15 protein-coding genes are annotated in these 15502 nt (G+C 67.9%); 10 read left to right on the plus strand and 5 right to left on the minus strand.

The features are described from left to right. Positions 1–95: 95 nt before the first annotated feature. From AC5Y46_RS00570 to AC5Y46_RS00580, 3 genes are all read right to left on the minus strand, one after another. Positions 96–638 carry a DUF1003 domain-containing protein gene (locus tag AC5Y46_RS00570; RefSeq protein ID WP_499941206.1) on the minus strand — a complete coding sequence of 181 codons (543 nt, stop codon included), beginning with the start codon at positions 636–638 and terminating at the stop codon, positions 96–98. Beyond that, positions 635–1945: a magnesium transporter MgtE N-terminal domain-containing protein gene (locus AC5Y46_RS00575; RefSeq protein WP_499941204.1), complete on the minus strand. Its 1311-nt coding sequence runs from the start codon at positions 1943–1945 to the stop codon at positions 635–637. The genes AC5Y46_RS00570 and AC5Y46_RS00575 overlap by 4 nt, the downstream gene beginning before the upstream one ends. A gap of 84 nt (positions 1946–2029) precedes the next feature. After that, positions 2030–2560, minus strand: coding sequence for a DUF4190 domain-containing protein (locus AC5Y46_RS00580; protein ID WP_499941203.1), 531 nt, complete (start codon positions 2558–2560; stop codon positions 2030–2032). A 170-nt stretch (positions 2561–2730) separates the two neighbouring features. Here AC5Y46_RS00580 and AC5Y46_RS00585 point away from each other — a divergent pair, with 170 nt between their 5' ends. The 6 genes from AC5Y46_RS00585 to AC5Y46_RS00610 are packed head-to-tail and all read left to right on the plus strand — an operon-like array spanning position 2731 to position 8118. Further along, positions 2731–3255, plus strand: coding sequence for a YflT domain-containing protein (locus tag AC5Y46_RS00585; RefSeq protein WP_499941201.1), 525 nt, complete (start codon positions 2731–2733; stop codon positions 3253–3255). A gap of 17 nt (positions 3256–3272) precedes the next feature. Beyond that, positions 3273–4667 carry an extracellular solute-binding protein gene (locus AC5Y46_RS00590; RefSeq protein ID WP_499989776.1) on the plus strand — a complete coding sequence of 465 codons (1395 nt, stop codon included), beginning with the start codon at positions 3273–3275 and terminating at the stop codon, positions 4665–4667. Then, complete coding sequence (locus AC5Y46_RS00595; protein ID WP_499989777.1) at positions 4664–5551, plus strand: carbohydrate ABC transporter permease; 888 nt, start codon at positions 4664–4666, stop codon at positions 5549–5551. Before AC5Y46_RS00590 ends, AC5Y46_RS00595 begins: the two co-directional genes overlap by 4 nt. Beyond that, entirely contained in the window at positions 5541–6383 is an 843-nt protein-coding gene (locus tag AC5Y46_RS00600) for a carbohydrate ABC transporter permease (protein ID WP_499989778.1), read from the plus strand. Before AC5Y46_RS00595 ends, AC5Y46_RS00600 begins: the two co-directional genes overlap by 11 nt. 8 nt (positions 6384–6391) lie before the next feature. Further along, positions 6392–7564 (plus strand): ABC transporter ATP-binding protein, encoded by a 1173-nt coding sequence (locus AC5Y46_RS00605; RefSeq protein WP_499989779.1) that lies wholly within the window; start codon positions 6392–6394, stop codon positions 7562–7564. Then, a complete protein-coding gene (locus AC5Y46_RS00610; protein WP_499989780.1) occupies positions 7561–8118 on the plus strand; it encodes a suppressor of fused domain protein in 558 nt (185 codons plus the stop codon). The genes AC5Y46_RS00605 and AC5Y46_RS00610 overlap by 4 nt, the downstream gene beginning before the upstream one ends. Before the next feature lie 11 nt (positions 8119–8129). Here AC5Y46_RS00610 and corA read toward each other — a convergent pair whose 3' ends face one another. Next, positions 8130–9230, minus strand: a complete 1101-nt coding sequence (gene corA, locus AC5Y46_RS00615; protein WP_499989781.1) for a magnesium/cobalt transporter CorA — start codon at positions 9228–9230, stop codon at positions 8130–8132. A 141-nt stretch (positions 9231–9371) separates the two neighbouring features. Here corA and AC5Y46_RS00620 point away from each other — a divergent pair, with 141 nt between their 5' ends. From AC5Y46_RS00620 to AC5Y46_RS00630, 3 genes are all read left to right on the plus strand, one after another. Beyond that, positions 9372–10361: a malate dehydrogenase gene (locus AC5Y46_RS00620; protein ID WP_499941187.1), complete on the plus strand. Its 990-nt coding sequence runs from the start codon at positions 9372–9374 to the stop codon at positions 10359–10361. A gap of 61 nt (positions 10362–10422) precedes the next feature. Then, positions 10423–11604: an NAD(P)-dependent malic enzyme gene (locus AC5Y46_RS00625; RefSeq protein WP_499989970.1), complete on the plus strand. Its 1182-nt coding sequence runs from the start codon at positions 10423–10425 to the stop codon at positions 11602–11604. Positions 11605–11657: 53 nt separating this feature from the next. Then, positions 11658–12470, plus strand: coding sequence for a glycine betaine ABC transporter substrate-binding protein (locus AC5Y46_RS00630; protein WP_499989782.1), 813 nt, complete (start codon positions 11658–11660; stop codon positions 12468–12470). A 153-nt stretch (positions 12471–12623) separates the two neighbouring features. Here AC5Y46_RS00630 and AC5Y46_RS00635 read toward each other — a convergent pair whose 3' ends face one another. Beyond that, positions 12624–13454 (minus strand): SDR family NAD(P)-dependent oxidoreductase, encoded by an 831-nt coding sequence (locus AC5Y46_RS00635; RefSeq protein ID WP_499989783.1) that lies wholly within the window; start codon positions 13452–13454, stop codon positions 12624–12626. Between the two features lie 163 nt (positions 13455–13617). On the opposite strand from AC5Y46_RS00635, the gene AC5Y46_RS00640 reads away from it, so the two are divergent. Then, positions 13618–15354: a PE family protein gene (locus tag AC5Y46_RS00640; RefSeq protein WP_499989784.1), complete on the plus strand. Its 1737-nt coding sequence runs from the start codon at positions 13618–13620 to the stop codon at positions 15352–15354. Positions 15355–15502 lie beyond the last annotated feature (148 nt).

Below are 15502 nucleotides of genomic sequence, written 5' to 3' on the forward strand. Positions count from 1 at the left end.
AAACTGACCTCTTTGTTACCTGCTTGTTAGCTTCGTGAACTAGATCACCATACATAACTCTCGTGACGGGAGTTGCGCAATGGTTCAGTTGTTTCTCAGCTGGATTTCTTAGCCCGGCGCTCGGTTCCCTCGGGTACGCGTAGCGGCCCGGAATTGGCCGGCGGCACCTGCAAATCCGCCAGCATCGTGCGCAGACTCTCCAGCTCATGGCGCAGGTAGTCGCGGGTGGCCACCTCACCGACGGCCAGGCGCAACGCGGCCAGTTCGCGGGCCAGGTATTCGGTGTCGGCCTTGGTTTGGGACGCGCGGCGACGATCTTCTTCGAGTGCGACCCGGTCGCGGTTCTCCTGACGGTTCTGGGCCAACAGGATCAGTGGCGCCGCGTAGGCCGCCTGGGTGGAGAACGCCAGGTTCAGCAGAATGAACGGGTAGGGGTCCCATCGCCAGCGCACGGCCCCCAAGTTCAGCGCTATCCAGATCAGCACGAACACCGTCTGCAGCAGCAGGTAGCGACCGGTGCCGAAGAACCGCGCGATCGACTCGGTGATCTGCCCGACGGCCTCGGGGTCCAGCCGCGGCGTGAACCTGCGCGACGTGCGGGGGGTGTACAGCCCGCGCGGGGCCGAGGACTTGCTCACAGCGACGATCCCTCGGTGCGCGCCGGCCGGCCGGCGGGATCGAGCTGGGGCACGTCCACCCGCCAGTCATGCGGCAGCAGATGGTCCAGCACGTCGTCGACGGTCACCGCGCCCAGCAAATGACTCTGGTCGTCGACCACCGGTCCGCACACCAGGTTGTAGGCGGCGAAATAACGGGTTACCGCGGCCAACGGCGTCTCCGGGGTGAGAGTGAGCAGGTCGGTGTCGACGATTCCGCCGACCAGTTCGGCGGGTGCCTCACGCAGCAGCCGCTGCAGGTGTACGCAGCCCACGTAGTGGCCCGTCGGCGTCGCCGTCGGCGGCCGCGCCACGAAGGCCATCGAGGCCAGGGCGGGAGTCAGGTCGGGGTCGCGCATCCTGGCCAGCGCCTCGGCGACCGAGGTGTCGGCGGTGAGCACCACCGGATCGGAGGTCATCAGCCCGCCGGCGGTGTCAGGGGAGTGCTTGAGCAGCCGTCGCACCGGGTCGGAGTCGTCGGGATCCATCCGGGTCAGCAGGACCTCGGCATCGGTCGGATTCAGCACCCCGAGCAGGTCGGCGGCGTCGTCGGGATCCATCTCTTCCAGCACGTCGGCGGCCCGGTCGGTGCCCAGCTGGGACAGCACCTCGGCCTGGTCGAGTTCGGGCAGTTCCTGCAGGATGTCGGCCAACCGTTCGTCGTCGAGGGCTTTGAACACCTCGTAGCGGCGTTTGGACGGCAGGCCGCGGATCGCGTCGGCGACGTCGACCGGTTTGCGGCCCTCGAAGTGGTCCAGCAGCTGTGCCACCCCCTGGCCCGGCATCGCCAGGGCCGACGGCGTCAGACCGTGCACGTTCTGCCAGTCCACGACGTGCACCGGCCCGCGCCGGCGCAGCCGGCGATGGGTGCGAACGGCAACCCGACTGACCACCCAGTCCCGGGTTCGGGTCTGCTCGATGCCCAGGTCGGCCACCACGAGGTCCAGGCCGGCCAACTCCGGCAGGTCGGGGTCGTTGACCCTGACCTGAGTGTCGAGCACCTGACCCATGGCCAGCACCTCGCCCGGTCGCTGCTCGAAGTGGCGCAGCGACACGTTTCCGGTGCTCAGCGTCACCGCGTTGGGCTCGATCGCGGCCACCCGCAGCATCGGGATGAATATGCTGCGTCGGGTCGCCAGGTCGACGACCAGTCCCAGTACCCGCGGCTGCGCACGCACGATGCTGATGCCGATGACGACGTCGCGTACGCGCCCGAATGATTCCCCGAGTGGACCCAGCACCAACATCCGCGGCAGGCGCGCCACGTACACCCTGTTGACAGATCCCATAGGACAGAGCGTAGGAGCGCGACCGGTGATCACGCTGCCCGAGGTCGTCCTAAGCCCCGCGCCCCGGTCGGGGAGGACGTCCGATCAGCGGCTGGATGCGACCAGGAAGATGAGGACGCCGACGGCGGTCAGGGCCAACGTCGCGCCGCCGACCGCGATGCCGGCGATGGCCATCCCGCGCCCCGCCTGGCGAGTTTGCTTGATCTGGTTGAGCGCGACGATCCCCAAGACGACGCCCGTGATATCCAGCAGCACGCCGATGTAACACAGCAGCATCGCGGGTAGCCCGACGACCGAGGTGGCGAGCGATGCGATCGCCAAGCCGTTCGTGCCGCTGGGGGTGCCGTAGTACGGGTCGCCGCCCATGGCCGGACCCGGATATTGCGGGTAGCCCGCAGCCGGATAGGCAGGTGGCGGGGGTGGCGGTGGAGCGGGGGAATACGGCACGCTGCCGTAGCTGGGCGGCGGGGGCGGCGGAGAGTAGCCGCCGGGGTAGGGGGGTGGGTAGCTGGAAGGCGGTGGTGACGGTGGTGGCGACGACCCCGGCACCGCCCATTGGGTCTGGTCGAATGGACCCGACCCGTAGGCCGCGCCGTCGTCACGGGGACCTGTCATGGTGACCGACTCTACCTCGGTATGCGCCGAAAAACGCGGCGCTGGCCAGGTGATATGCGAGGAACTTCGGGGTCCCGGACGGGTGCCGGCGACCTGCCTGCATAGTGCTGAGGTCGGGGACGTGAAACGATGGTCGGGCAGATGGCGGGCAGGAGGAAGTATGAGGACCGATGACTAGCCCATTCCAGCCCGGACAGCCCGACCCGGCGGCGGGCGGCGGGCCCGCGGGTCGGCGCGCTGTGCCCGCCTTGCCGACACCGCCCAAAGGCTGGCCGGTCGGGTCGTACCCCACCTACGCCGAGGCGCAGCGCGCCGTGGATTACCTGTCCGACCAGGAATTTCCGGTCCAGCAGGTGACCATCGTCGGCGTCGACCTGATGCAGGTGGAACGCGTCACCGGTCGCTTGACCTGGGGCAAGGTGCTGGGCGGCGGCGTGCTCAGCGGTGCGTGGCTGGGCCTGTTCATCGGGCTGGTGCTAGCCGCCTTCAGTCCACAGCCGCTCGGCGCAATTTTCACCGGTTTGGTCGCCGGTGTCTTCTTCGGGTTGATCACCTCGGCGGTGCCGTATGCGATGGCGCGCGGAACCAGGGACTTCAGTTCGACCATGCAGTTGGTGGCCGGGCGGTACGACGTCCTCTGCGATCCGCAGAACGCGGAGAAGGCGCGGGATCTGCTGGCGCGTCTGGCGATCTGACGCCGGGTCCGAAAGCCTTGCTGTTGCGGCGTTGGGGGGCGACCGCGCTGGCCGCACTGATCGCGGCATCGGTGGTCTCGGCCTGCGGTTGCCGAAGTTCCGGTGTGGTCATCAGCTTCTACACGCCGGCCACCGACGGGGCGACGTTCGCCGCGGTGGCGCAGCGCTGCACGGTCCAAGCCGGCGGCCGGTACCGCATCGCGCACGTGAGCCTGGCCAGGTCACCCGACGAGCAACGCCTGCAGCTGGCTCGCCGCCTGTCCGGCAACGACCACACCCTGGACGTGATGGGTTTGGACGTGGTGTGGACCGCGGAGTTCGCCGAAGCGGGGTGGGCGCTGCCGCTGTCGGATGATCCCGCGGGCCTCAGCGAGTCCGACGCCACCGTCGATACCCTGCCCGGCCCGCTGAGAACGGCGACCTGGAACCGGCGACTCTATGCCGCACCGGTGATCACCAACACCCAATTGCTCTGGTACCGACCGGATTTGGTGCGACAGCCGCCGCGTGACTGGGCGGGGATGGTGGCCGAGGCGACACGGCTGCACGCGGAGGGCAAGCCCAGCTGGATCGCGGGCCAGGGCAGCGAGGGCGAAGGACTGGTGGTGTGGTTCAACACGCTGCTGGTCAGCGCCGGCGGTCAGGTGCTCTCCGACGACGGCAAACGCGTCACCCTCACCGACACCCCTGAACACCGGGCGGCCACCGTGACCGCGCTACGGATCATGAAATCGGTGGCGACGGCGCCCGGCGCCGACCCATCGATCACCCGCAGCAACGAGAGCAGCACCAGGTTGGCGGTCGAGCAGGGGAAGGCCGCGCTCGAGGTCAACTGGCCCTACGTGCTGGCCTCGATGCTGGAGAACGCGGTCAAGGGCGGTGTGCCGTTCCTGCGGCTCGACCGCGTTCCCGAGCTGGCCGGCAGCATCACCGATCTCGGAACCTTCGCCCCCACCGACGAACAGTTCCGCATCGCGTACGAGGCCAGCCGCGAGGTGTTCGATTTCGCGCGATATCCCGGCGTGGCCGGACGGCCGCCAAAGGTCACGATCGGCGGCCTGAACCTCGCGGTGGCCGGCACCACCCGTCATCGCGCCGAAGCGTTCGAAACGGTCCGGTGCCTGCGCGACCTGGCCAGCCAGAAGTACGTCGCTATCGACGGGGGCCTGCCGCCGGTGCGGACGTCGCTGTACTCCGACCCGCGGTTCCAGGCCAAGTACCCGATGTACGGCGTCATCCGCCAACAACTCACCGATGCCGCGGTGCGGCCGGCGACACCGGCCTACCAGGCGGTTTCCATCCGGCTGGCGGCGGCGCTGAGCCCCATCACTGCGATCGATCCCGACCGTATGGCCGACGAACTGGTCGTGCAGGTGCAGAAGGCCATCGACGGCAAGGGCCTGCTGCCATGACCACACTCGGCGGCGAGCGGCGGCTGGCCTACCTGCTGGTGGCCCCCGCGGTGACCCTGATGCTAGCCGTCACGGCCTACCCGATCGGCTACGCGATGTGGCTGAGTCTGCAGCGCAACAACCTCGCCTCGCCCGAGGAGACCGCGTTCGTCGGGCTGGACAACTACCGGACCGTGCTGACCGACCAGTACTGGTGGAATGCGCTGACGGTGACGCTCGGAATCACGGTGGTCTCGGTGTTCTTCGAGTTCGTGCTCGGACTGTCGTTGGCGCTGGTGATGCACCGGACCGTGTTCGGCAAAGGGCTGGTGCGCACGGCGGTGCTGATCCCGTACGGGATCGTCACCGTGGTCGCGTCGTACAGCTGGTACTACGCGTGGACTCCCGGCACCGGCTATCTGGCGAACCTGCTGCCCGACGGCTCGTCCTTCGAAGCCCCACTGACCCAGCAGATCCCGTCGCTGGGCATCGTGGTGCTTGCCGAGGTGTGGAAGACGACGCCGTTCATGGCGCTACTGCTGCTGGCCGGGCTGGCGTTGGTCCCCGAAGACCTGTTGAGGGCGGCCGAGGTCGACGGTGCCGGCGCCTGGCGGCGTCTGACGAAGGTCACCCTGCCGATCATCAAGCCCGCGGTGGTGGTCGCCCTGCTGTTCCGGACGCTGGACGCGTTCCGCATCTTCGACAACATCTACGTGCTGACCGCCGGCGACAACAACACCGGATCGGTGTCGATCCTGGGTTACGACAACCTGTTCAAGGGGTTCAACCTGGGGATGGGTTCGGCGATCAGCGTGCTGATCTTTGTGTGCGTGGGGATCATCGCGCTGGTGTTCGTCAAGCTGTTCGGTGCGGCCGCGCCCGGAAGCGACGCCGATGGCCGGTGAACGGGTAGTAGACGCCCGCCGCGCGGCGTTCTGGGGGATCGTCGACACACTCGTGGTGTTGTATGCGTTGCTGCCGGTACTGTGGATCTTCAGCCTCTCGCTCAAGCCGTCGTCGAATGTCAAGGACGGCAAGCTGATTCCGGCGTCGGTGACGCTGGACAACTACCGCGGGATCTTCCGCGGTGACCTGTTCAGCTCGGCACTGGTCAACTCGATCGGGATCGGGTTGATCACCACCGCGATCGCGGTGTTGCTCGGGGCGATGGCGGCGTATGCGATTGCACGACTGGACTTTCCGGGCAAGCGGCTGTTGATCGGGATGACGTTGCTGATCACGATGTTCCCGGCGATCTCGCTGGTGACGCCGTTGTTCGACATCGAGCGCGCGGTGGGATTGTTCGACACCTGGCCGGGGCTGATTCTGCCGTACATCACTTTCGCGTTGCCGCTGGCCATCTACACGCTCTCGGCGTTCTTCCGGGAAATCCCATGGGATTTGGAGAAAGCAGCCAAGATGGACGGCGCAACGCCGGCCCAGGCATTCATCCGGGTCATCGCGCCGTTGGCGGCGCCGGGCCTGGTAACCGCAGCAATCCTGGTGTTCATCTTCGCCTGGAACGACCTGTTGCTGGCACTGTCGTTGACCGCCACCAAAGCCGCGATCACCGCTCCGGTAGCGATCGCCAACTTCACCGGCAGTTCGCAATTCGAGGAGCCGACCGGGTCGATCGCGGCAGGGGCTATCGTGATCACCGTTCCGATCATCGTGTTCGTGCTCGTCTTCCAACGAAAGATCGTCGCCGGGTTGACCTCTGGGGCTGTGAAGGGATAGTTATCGCGATGGCCGAGATCGTGCTGGAACACGTTCACAAGAGCTACCCCGACGGGCACACCGCCGTGCAGGACTTGAGCATCACCATCGCCGACGGCGAATTCCTGATCCTGGTCGGACCGTCGGGCTGTGGCAAGACCACGACACTGAACATGATCGCCGGACTCGAGAACATCTCGTCGGGCGAGCTGCGGATCGGCGGTGAACGGGTCAACGAGAAAGCGCCCAAGGACCGCGATATCGCGATGGTCTTCCAGTCCTATGCGCTGTATCCGCATATGACGGTGCGTCAGAACATCGCGTTCCCGCTGACGCTGGCCAAGCTGAAGAAGGCTGACATCGCGGCGAAGGTCGAGGAGACCGCCCGGATCCTCGACCTGACCGCTCTGCTGGATCGCAGGCCTGCGCAGTTGTCGGGTGGTCAGCGGCAGCGGGTTGCGATGGGCAGGGCAATCGTGCGCCAGCCCAAGGCTTTTCTGATGGACGAACCGCTGTCCAACCTCGACGCCAAGCTGCGGGTGCAGATGCGCGGCGAGATCGCCCGGCTGCAGAAGCGGCTGGGTACCACCACTGTCTACGTCACCCACGACCAGACGGAGGCGATGACGCTCGGCGACCGGGTGGTGGTGATGCACAACGGCGTCGCGCAGCAGATCGGCACGCCCGCAGAGCTTTACGAACGACCGGCGAATCTGTTCGTCGCCGGTTTCATCGGCTCGCCGGCGATGAACTTCTTCCCGGCCACCCTGACGACCCTGGGGCTGAATCTGCCGTTCGGGGAGGTGACGCTGACCCCGGACGTGCAGGACGTGATCGCGTCGCACCCGAAACCGGAGAACGTCATCGTTGGGGTGCGGCCCGAGCATATCGTCGACGCCGCCCTGATCGACGGCTACCAGCGGATCAGTTCGTTGGTCTTCGACGTCGGGGTCGATCTGGTCGAGTCGCTGGGTTCGGACAAGTACGTGTACTTCACCACCGCGGGGCCCGAGGTGCACTCGGCACGCCTGGACGAGGTGGCCGCCGAGTCCGAGGTGAACGAAAACCAGTTCGTGGCAAGGGTTCCCACCGAGTCGAAGGCAGCGATAGGCCAACCGGTCCAGCTCGCATTCGACACCGCCAAGATCGTCGTGTTCGACGCCGACTCCGGTGTCAACCTCACGTTGCCGCGTGCCGAATGACGCTGGAAGCCGTGCGCGCACATCTGCGTGCGCATTTCGCCGACACCAAGCCGGATTCCGCGAGCGTGACTTTTCTGGGCAGCGAACCCATCGAGGTGCTGCGGTTCCGCACCGCCGGGCTGACGCATTTCGTCACACTGGGCTGCTCGCGGCATCCGATGACCGATCCGACCGAATTCGTCACCGATCAGCAGCGCGGTCCGCGCGCCGAAGTGGTGCTGCGCCTGCGTGATCCGGGAACTACCGTCGGTCTGGCGCGCAGCCTGGCGGTCGTGGCGGCCACACCCGCAGTGGAAGGCATTGTTCTGGTGGCCGACGCGCTGATCGACCTCGGTAGGTCACTGTGGAAAGGGACGGCGTTCAGCGCAGTGCTTCTGGGGCACAGCGATATTGCCGATCTGCCGCTGGATCCGCCGCGCGACCCGGTGCGATTTCTTTCCGCGACGCCGATCACTGCGATCGAGGCCGCCTGGGTGCGGCTCAAGGGTGCCGAGGCGATGCGACAAACCTGGGACATCGACGGCGTCGACGTGCTGGACCCCGATCGCGCGTGACCGGGGCTGGCCTACAGCCAGCCGCGCCGGCGGAAGTTGAAGTAGAGGAACACGCAGACCACGACCATGACGCTGACCACCGACGGATAACCCCACCTGGAATCCAGCTCCGGCATGAAATGGAAATTCATGCCGTAGATGCCGGCGACCATGGTGGGCACGGCGACGATACCGGCCCACGCCGAGATCTTGCGCATGTCCATGTTCTGCTGCATGCCCGCCCGGGCCAGCGCGGCCTGCACCAGCGAGTTCAGCATCTCGTCGTAGCTGGTTATCTGGTCGGCGGCCTCGGTCTGGTGGTCGGCGACGTCGCGCAAGTAGCGCCGCACCTCCTTGGAGATCAGGTCCTTGTTGTCCGTCTGCATCCGCTGGAACGCACCCGACAGCGGGGCCACGCAACGGCGCATCTCCACCACCTCACGCTTGAGCAGGTAGATCGGTTCGACGTCGATCGAGCGTCCCGGCGCGAAAGCGACCACCTCGATGGCGTCGACGTCGTCTTCCATCAGGCTGGTCACGGCGAGGTAGTGGTCCACCACGGTGTCGGCGATCGCGTGCATCACCGCGTACGGGCCTAGCCGCAGGTGTTCGGGGTCGGCGTCCATCTTCTTGCGGACCTCGTGCAGCCCGCCGTGTTCGCCGTGGCGGACGGTGACCACGAAATCCTCCCCGACGAAAATCATGATCTCGCCGGTCTCGACGATTTCGCGGGCCAGCGCCACCGACTCGTGCGGCACATAGTTGATCGTCTTGAGAACCAGGAACAGGGTCTCGTCGTAGCGTTCCAGCTTCGGCCGCTGATGTGCGTGCACGGCATCCTCGACGGCCAGCGGGTGCAGCCCGTAGACCTCGGCCACTTCCTGCATGTGGGATTCGTCGGGTTCGTGCAGCCCCACCCACACGTAAGCCGAGTCGCCGGCCCGTCTCAACTCCCGCACCTTGGCCAACGCGTCAGCAGGTGCCCACTTGCCCGGCAGCCGATGTCCGTCGACGTAGACGCCGCAGTCGACCAGGGTCGGGACGGTCGGACCGGGGACCGAATGAACGTGCTGCGGCTTGTTGCGCGCGACCGGTCTGAGTGCTTCGGGCAATGCGTCGAATCCGGGAAACACGTCAACCTCCGATCGCTGGGCAGGTCTGACCGGCGGTGGTCTATCGTACGCGTCTCACCGCGACAAAACGGACCGGCGGATTCGCGACGGCTCCGGTGCGATAGTTTCGACGCGAACCCGTCTAGAAGGAGCAGAACCGACGTGAGCGCAAGTCCTCTCAAGGTCGCCGTCACCGGTGCCGCCGGCCAGATCGGCTACAGCCTGTTGTTCCGTCTGGCCAGCGGCTCGCTGCTGGGCCCGGACCGGCCCATCGAACTGCGGTTGCTGGAGATCGAGCCGGCGCTCAAGGCGCTCGAAGGCGTCGTCATGGAACTCGACGACTGCGCGTTCCCGCTGCTGAGCAGCGTCGAAATCGGCGCCGACGCCAACAAGATCTTCGACGGCGTGAACCTGGCCCTGCTGGTCGGCGCCCGCCCGCGCTCCAAGGGCATGGAACGCGGTGACCTGCTGGAGGCCAACGGCGCCATCTTCACCGCCCAGGGCAAGGCGCTCAACGAGGTCGCCGCCGACGACATCCGCATCGGCGTGACCGGCAACCCGGCCAACACCAACGCGTTGATCGCGCTGAACAACGCCCCGGACATCCCGAAGGAGCGGTTCTCCGCGCTGACCCGGCTGGACCACAACCGGGCGATCTCCCAGCTGGCCAAGAAGACCGGCGCGGCCGTCACCGACATCAAGAAGGTGACCATCTGGGGCAACCACTCGGCCACCCAGTACCCCGACATCTTCCATGCCGAGATCGGCGGCAAGAACGCGGCCGAGGTCGTCGACGACCAGGACTGGATCGAGAACGACTTCATCCCCACCGTCGCCAAGCGCGGTGCGGCCATCATCGACGCGCGCGGCGCATCCTCGGCCGCCTCGGCGGCCTCGGCGACCGTCGACGCCGCCCGGGACTGGCTGCTGGGCAGCCCGGAGGGCGACTGGGTGTCGATGGCGGTCTACTCCGACGGCTCGTATGACGTGCCCGAGGGCTTGATCTCGTCGTTCCCGGTCACCACCAAGAACGGCAACTGGGAGATCGTGCAGGGTCTCGAGATCGACGCATTCTCCCGGGGCAAGATCAACGCGACCACCGGTGAGTTGGCTGACGAGCGCAACGCGGTCAAAGACCTCGGCCTGATCTGACACGGATTAGGGTCGCCAGCGGCTGCGCAGTACCCTGGCAGCCGTGTCCGAAACCCTTGACATGGTGAAAAGCCTTCCCGAGCCAAGTCCCCAGGTCGTCGTCACGGACGAAGAGATCTTCGAGGCACACGAAGGCGGCAAGCTGTCGGTGGGTTTGACGGCCCCGCTGGACACCCAGCGTGCCCTGTCGCTCGCCTACACCCCGGGCGTCGCCCAGGTCAGTCGCGCGATCGCCGCGGATCGCACCTTGGCCGCGCGCTACACGTGGGCCAACCGGCTGGTCGCCGTCGTCAGCGACGGCAGCGCCGTGCTGGGCCTCGGTGACATCGGGCCGGCGGCGTCGTTGCCGGTGATGGAAGGCAAGTGCGCGCTGTTCAAGGAGTTCGGTGGGCTCGACGCGATCCCCATCGTGCTGGACACCAAGGATCCCGACGCCATCGTCGAGACCCTGGTGCGGTTGCGGCCGACGTTCGGTGCGGTCAACCTCGAGGACATCTCGGCGCCGCGCTGTTTCGAGATCGAGCGACGGGTGATCGAAGCCCTCGATTGTCCGGTGATGCACGACGACCAGCACGGCACGGCGGTCGTCGCGCTCGCGGCCCTGATGGGTGCCACCAAGCTGCTGGGGCGGGACATGTCCTCGGTGCGGGTGGTGGTCTCCGGCGCCGGGGCGGCCGGTGTCGCGTGCACCAATCTCCTTCTCGCCATGGGGGTTTCGGACATCACGGTGCTCGACTCGCGCGGCATCCTGCACCACTCCCGCGACGACCTGAACAGCGTGAAAGCCGATCTGGCGCGCCGCACCAACCCCGGCGGCCGCACCGGCGGGCTGGTCGAGGCGCTCGACGGCGCGGACGTCTTCCTCGGGGTGTCCGGCGGCGTGGTCCCCGAGGCTCTGATCGCCACCATGGCGCCCAACGGAATCGTGTTCGCGCTGTCCAACCCCGACCCCGAGATCCATCCCGACGTCGCGGCCAAGTACGCCGCCATCGTCGCGACCGGCCGCAGCGACTTCCCGAACCAGATCAACAACGTGCTGGCCTTCCCGGGGATATTCCGCGGCGCCCTCGACGTCGGGGCGCGCCGGATCACCGAGAAGATGATGGTGGCCGCGGCCGAGGCGATCTACTCGGTGGCCAGCGAAGACCTCGCTGTCGACCGGATCGTGCCCAGCCCGCTGGACCGGGGCGTCGGCGAGGCGGTCGCCCGCGCGGTGGCTCTGGCCGCGGACTTCTCCGACTGACGGTGTGGCGCGGCAGGCCGGCCGCGTTGTTGCCGGTCTTGATCCTGGTCTTCATGTCGGTTGTCACCGGCTGCTCCGGCTCGTCGACGCACCCGGCAGAACTCGTCGTCGGATCCAAGCCCGATGCCGACTCGCGCCTGTTGGCTGCCGTCTACGTCGCGGCGTTGCGGTCCTACGGTTTCCCCACCCGCGCCGAAACCGCGGAGAACCCGATGGCGAAGCTGGATGCGGGTGCCTTCACCGTGGTTCCCGGCTACACCGGCACGGTATTACAGTCGTTGCAGCCCGGCTCCTCGGCGCTGTCCGACAAGCAGGTCTACCAAGCGATGAACTCCGCCCTGCCCGAGGGTGTGGCCGCGGGCGACTACGCCACCGCCGCCGAAGACAAACCGACGGTGGTGATCACGCCGGCGACCTCGGGTGCCTGGGGCGGCAGCGACCTGACCCTGTTGCCCGGGCATTGCGCCGGCTTGACCGCGGGCATCGTCCGGGGCCGGCAGGCGCCGCCCGCGGTGGGTTCCTGCCGGATGCCGCCGCCACGCGAATTCCCCGACGACACAACGCTTTTCGCGGCGCTTCGGGCGGGCGAGGTGATCACGGCATGGGCCAGGACGGCTGACCCCGGCCTGCCGTCGGATCTGGTCGCGCTGGCCGACAGCAGCAAGGAGTCCTTGATTCAGGCGCAGAACGTGGTGCCGTTGTACCGCCGCAACGGCCTGAGCACCCGACAGCTGTTGGCGATCAACGAACCCGCCGGGGTACTGGACACCGCCGCGCTGGTCGAGATGCGCCGCAAGGTGGCCGACGGCGCCGATCCCCAGGTGGTAGCCGACGGCTGGCTGGCCGAGCACCCGCTGGGGCGTTGAGTCCTGGTCGGGGAATGGGTTCAACACGCCGCGGCATGATCTGATTGCCGGTCACGCCGGTGAACCGTACCCGGATCTGTGCGGGGATATTCAGCGACTGGTGGACGTCAATGTGGCGCGCCCCCAAGTCATTTCAACGTTTCGAACGTCGTCTCAGTGTCTGGGCGGGATGACCTTACTGATGAACAGCTCGGTGATCCGCTGATACCCCGAACCGGTCACCCGCACCATCAGGTCCAAGACCTTGGCGTCGGGGCCGACCAGCACGCGCGCGCGGTTCTTGCGCACCGCGTCGAGGATGATCTTGGCGGCTCGCTTCGGACTGGTGTTGGCCAGCCGCTTGTCGAACAGTTCGGCCAGGTCGTCGCGATCGTGGCCTTCGCCCACGGTGGCGTTACGGGCGATCGCGGTCTTGATCCCGCCCGGGTGCACCGCGAGAACCCCCACCGGGTGGCCGTGCAGACGCATCTCCTGGCGTAACGCCTCGGTGTAGCCGCGCACGGCGAACTTGGCCGAGTTGTACGCGGAATACCCTGGGACAGAGAACAATCCGAAGATGCTCGAGATGTTGATGACGTGGCCGTCGCCGGAAGCGATCAGGTGGGGAAGGAACGCCTTGGTGCCGTTGACCACCCCCCAGAAGTCGACGTCCATCACGCGTTCGATGTCCTTGAAGTGCTCGACCTCGACGTCACCGGTGTGGCCGATGCCGGCATTGTTGTAAATCTGATTCACCTTGCCGAAGTGCTCGGCGACCTCGTCGGCGTACTCCAGGAATCGTTCCCGTTCGGTGACGTCGAGCCGGTCGGCCTTGACCTGCACCCCGATCGCTTTGAGCTGTTCCTCGGTCTGGGCCAGGCCCTCGGCGTTGACGTCGCAGATCGCCAGGCTGGCGCCGGACCGGCCCAGCTCCAGGGCCAGCGCCTGTCCGATGCCCGATCCCGCGCCGGTCACTACGGCTACCTTGCCGGCAAACCCCTGCATGAACACCCTCCCTCGATACGGCTCGATAGAGGTTAGCCGGTACCGGCGGTCCCGCCTGGCAGCGGCCTGGCTATTGGGTCAAAGCCAGCACTGGCGCGGCGCGCAAGCCGTACCCTTGGTACCGATTCGACCTCCGTCGATGACCAAAGGTTAGGGAGTTGACGTGTCGTTTGTCGTTGCTGTCCCCGCGGCGCTTGAGGCGGCCGCGACGGAGTTGGCGAGCATCGGTTCGGGAATCACGGCGGCGAATACCGTTGCCGCGGCCGCTACCACCGGGGTGCTGCCGGCGGCTGCCGATGAGATATCGGCGGCGATCGCGGCGGTGTTCGGCGGGCACGCCCAGAGTTTCCAGCGGCTCAGCGCGCAGGCGGCAGCATTTCATGCCCAGTTCGTGACCGCGGCACAGGCCGCTGCGGGCGCTTACGCCAGCGCCGAGGCCGCCAACGCCGGTCCGCTGCAACCCCTGCTCGACCTGCTCAACGCGCCCACCCAAGCGGTGCTGGGGCGCCCCCTGATCGGCGACGGGGTCAACGGAACGGCGACGAATCCCAACGGCGGTGCCGGCGGGATCCTGGCCGGCAACGGCGGCGCCGGTTTCACGCAAACGGCCGACGGCGTGGTTGGGGGTAACGGCGGCAGCGCCGGGCTCTTCGGCAACGGTGGCACCGGTGGTGGCGGTGGAGCCGGGGCTAACGGGGGCGACGGCGGTGCCGGCGGCGTGCTGTACGGCAATGGCGGCGCCGGCGGCCTCGGTGGGGCCGCAGCCCTTGGCGTCAACAACGGCAACCCCGGCGCCGGCGGTGCCGGCGGGAACGCCGTCTTGTTCGGCAGCGGGGGCGCCGGCGGGCAGGGCGGCACCGGTCTGGCCGGCACCACCGCCGTCACCCCGGACAACGGCACGGCCGCCACCGGCGCCACCGGCCAGGTCGCGACTCAGGTTGGCTTTACCGGAGGCACCGGCGTCGATGGCACTCTTGGTCAGGTCGGCGGCACTGGTGGGACCGGCGGGTCCCCAGATTTCCTGTACACCGGCTCGGTTCCCGGCGCGGACACCAGTGGTGGCACCGGAGGCGTCGGCGGTGTTGGCGGATTCGGTAGCGACGCTGGTGCCGCAGGCAGCGGCGGGATTGGCGGTGCCGGCGGTGTCGGGGGCAATGGCGGGCTGCTGTTCGGTAGCGGCGGGGCCGGCGGACACGGCGGCACCGGCGGCACCGGCGGCGCGGGCGGCACAGCGGCGAACGGTGGTACCGGCGGTGCCGGAGGTAGCTCCACCTCTAGGGCCAGCTTTATTGCTGTCACCGCCGTCGGCGGAACCGGCGGCATCGGGGGCGTGGGCGGCGTCGGGGGCACCGGCGGAACGGGTGGCAACGGAGGTGTCGGGGGGGCCGGCGGCCACGGCGGGCTGCTGTTCGGCGCCGGCGGTGCCGCCGGCACCGGGGGCACGGGTGGTCTCGGCGGATCCGGCGGTCTCGGCGGCGACGGCGGATCGGCGGGCAACGGCGGCACCAGCTCAGCGATCGCGACGCAGGTCGGCGAGAGATCGTTCGGCGGCAACGGAGGTCTCGGAGGCAGCGGTGGCGTCGGCGGTACGGGCGGTGCGGGCGGTGCCGGTGGTGCCGCCGGCGCGGCGGGCGAGGGCGGCTTCCTGGGCCAGGCCGGATCCAGCGGCAGCGCGGGCGCGGGTGGCGCCGGCGGTGTTGGCGGCGGCGGCGGCGACGGTGGTGATGGCGGGAAGGGCGGGACCGCGACCGGCGGCTTGGACAGCATCAAGACGCCGGGTGGCCCGGGGGGTGGTGGCACTGCCGGCGGCGGCGGCACTGGAGGCGCGGGCGGTTCCGGTTCAACCGCGGGTGCCGTCGGCGGCAACGGCGCGACCGGCAATTCCGGCGTGAGCGGCTAGCTCACGAGCGTCCGCAACATGCCAGCCAGCGCGGTGTGTCGTCGTACAGACACGGTCGCTCGCAGTTTGGGAGCTACCCCCGTCACCGCCGAACAGACGCAAAGGTCCCCAAAACCGGCCGGTTTTGGGGACCTTTGCGTCTGTTCGC

Source organism: Mycobacterium sp. NGS59, assembly GCF_059812345.1.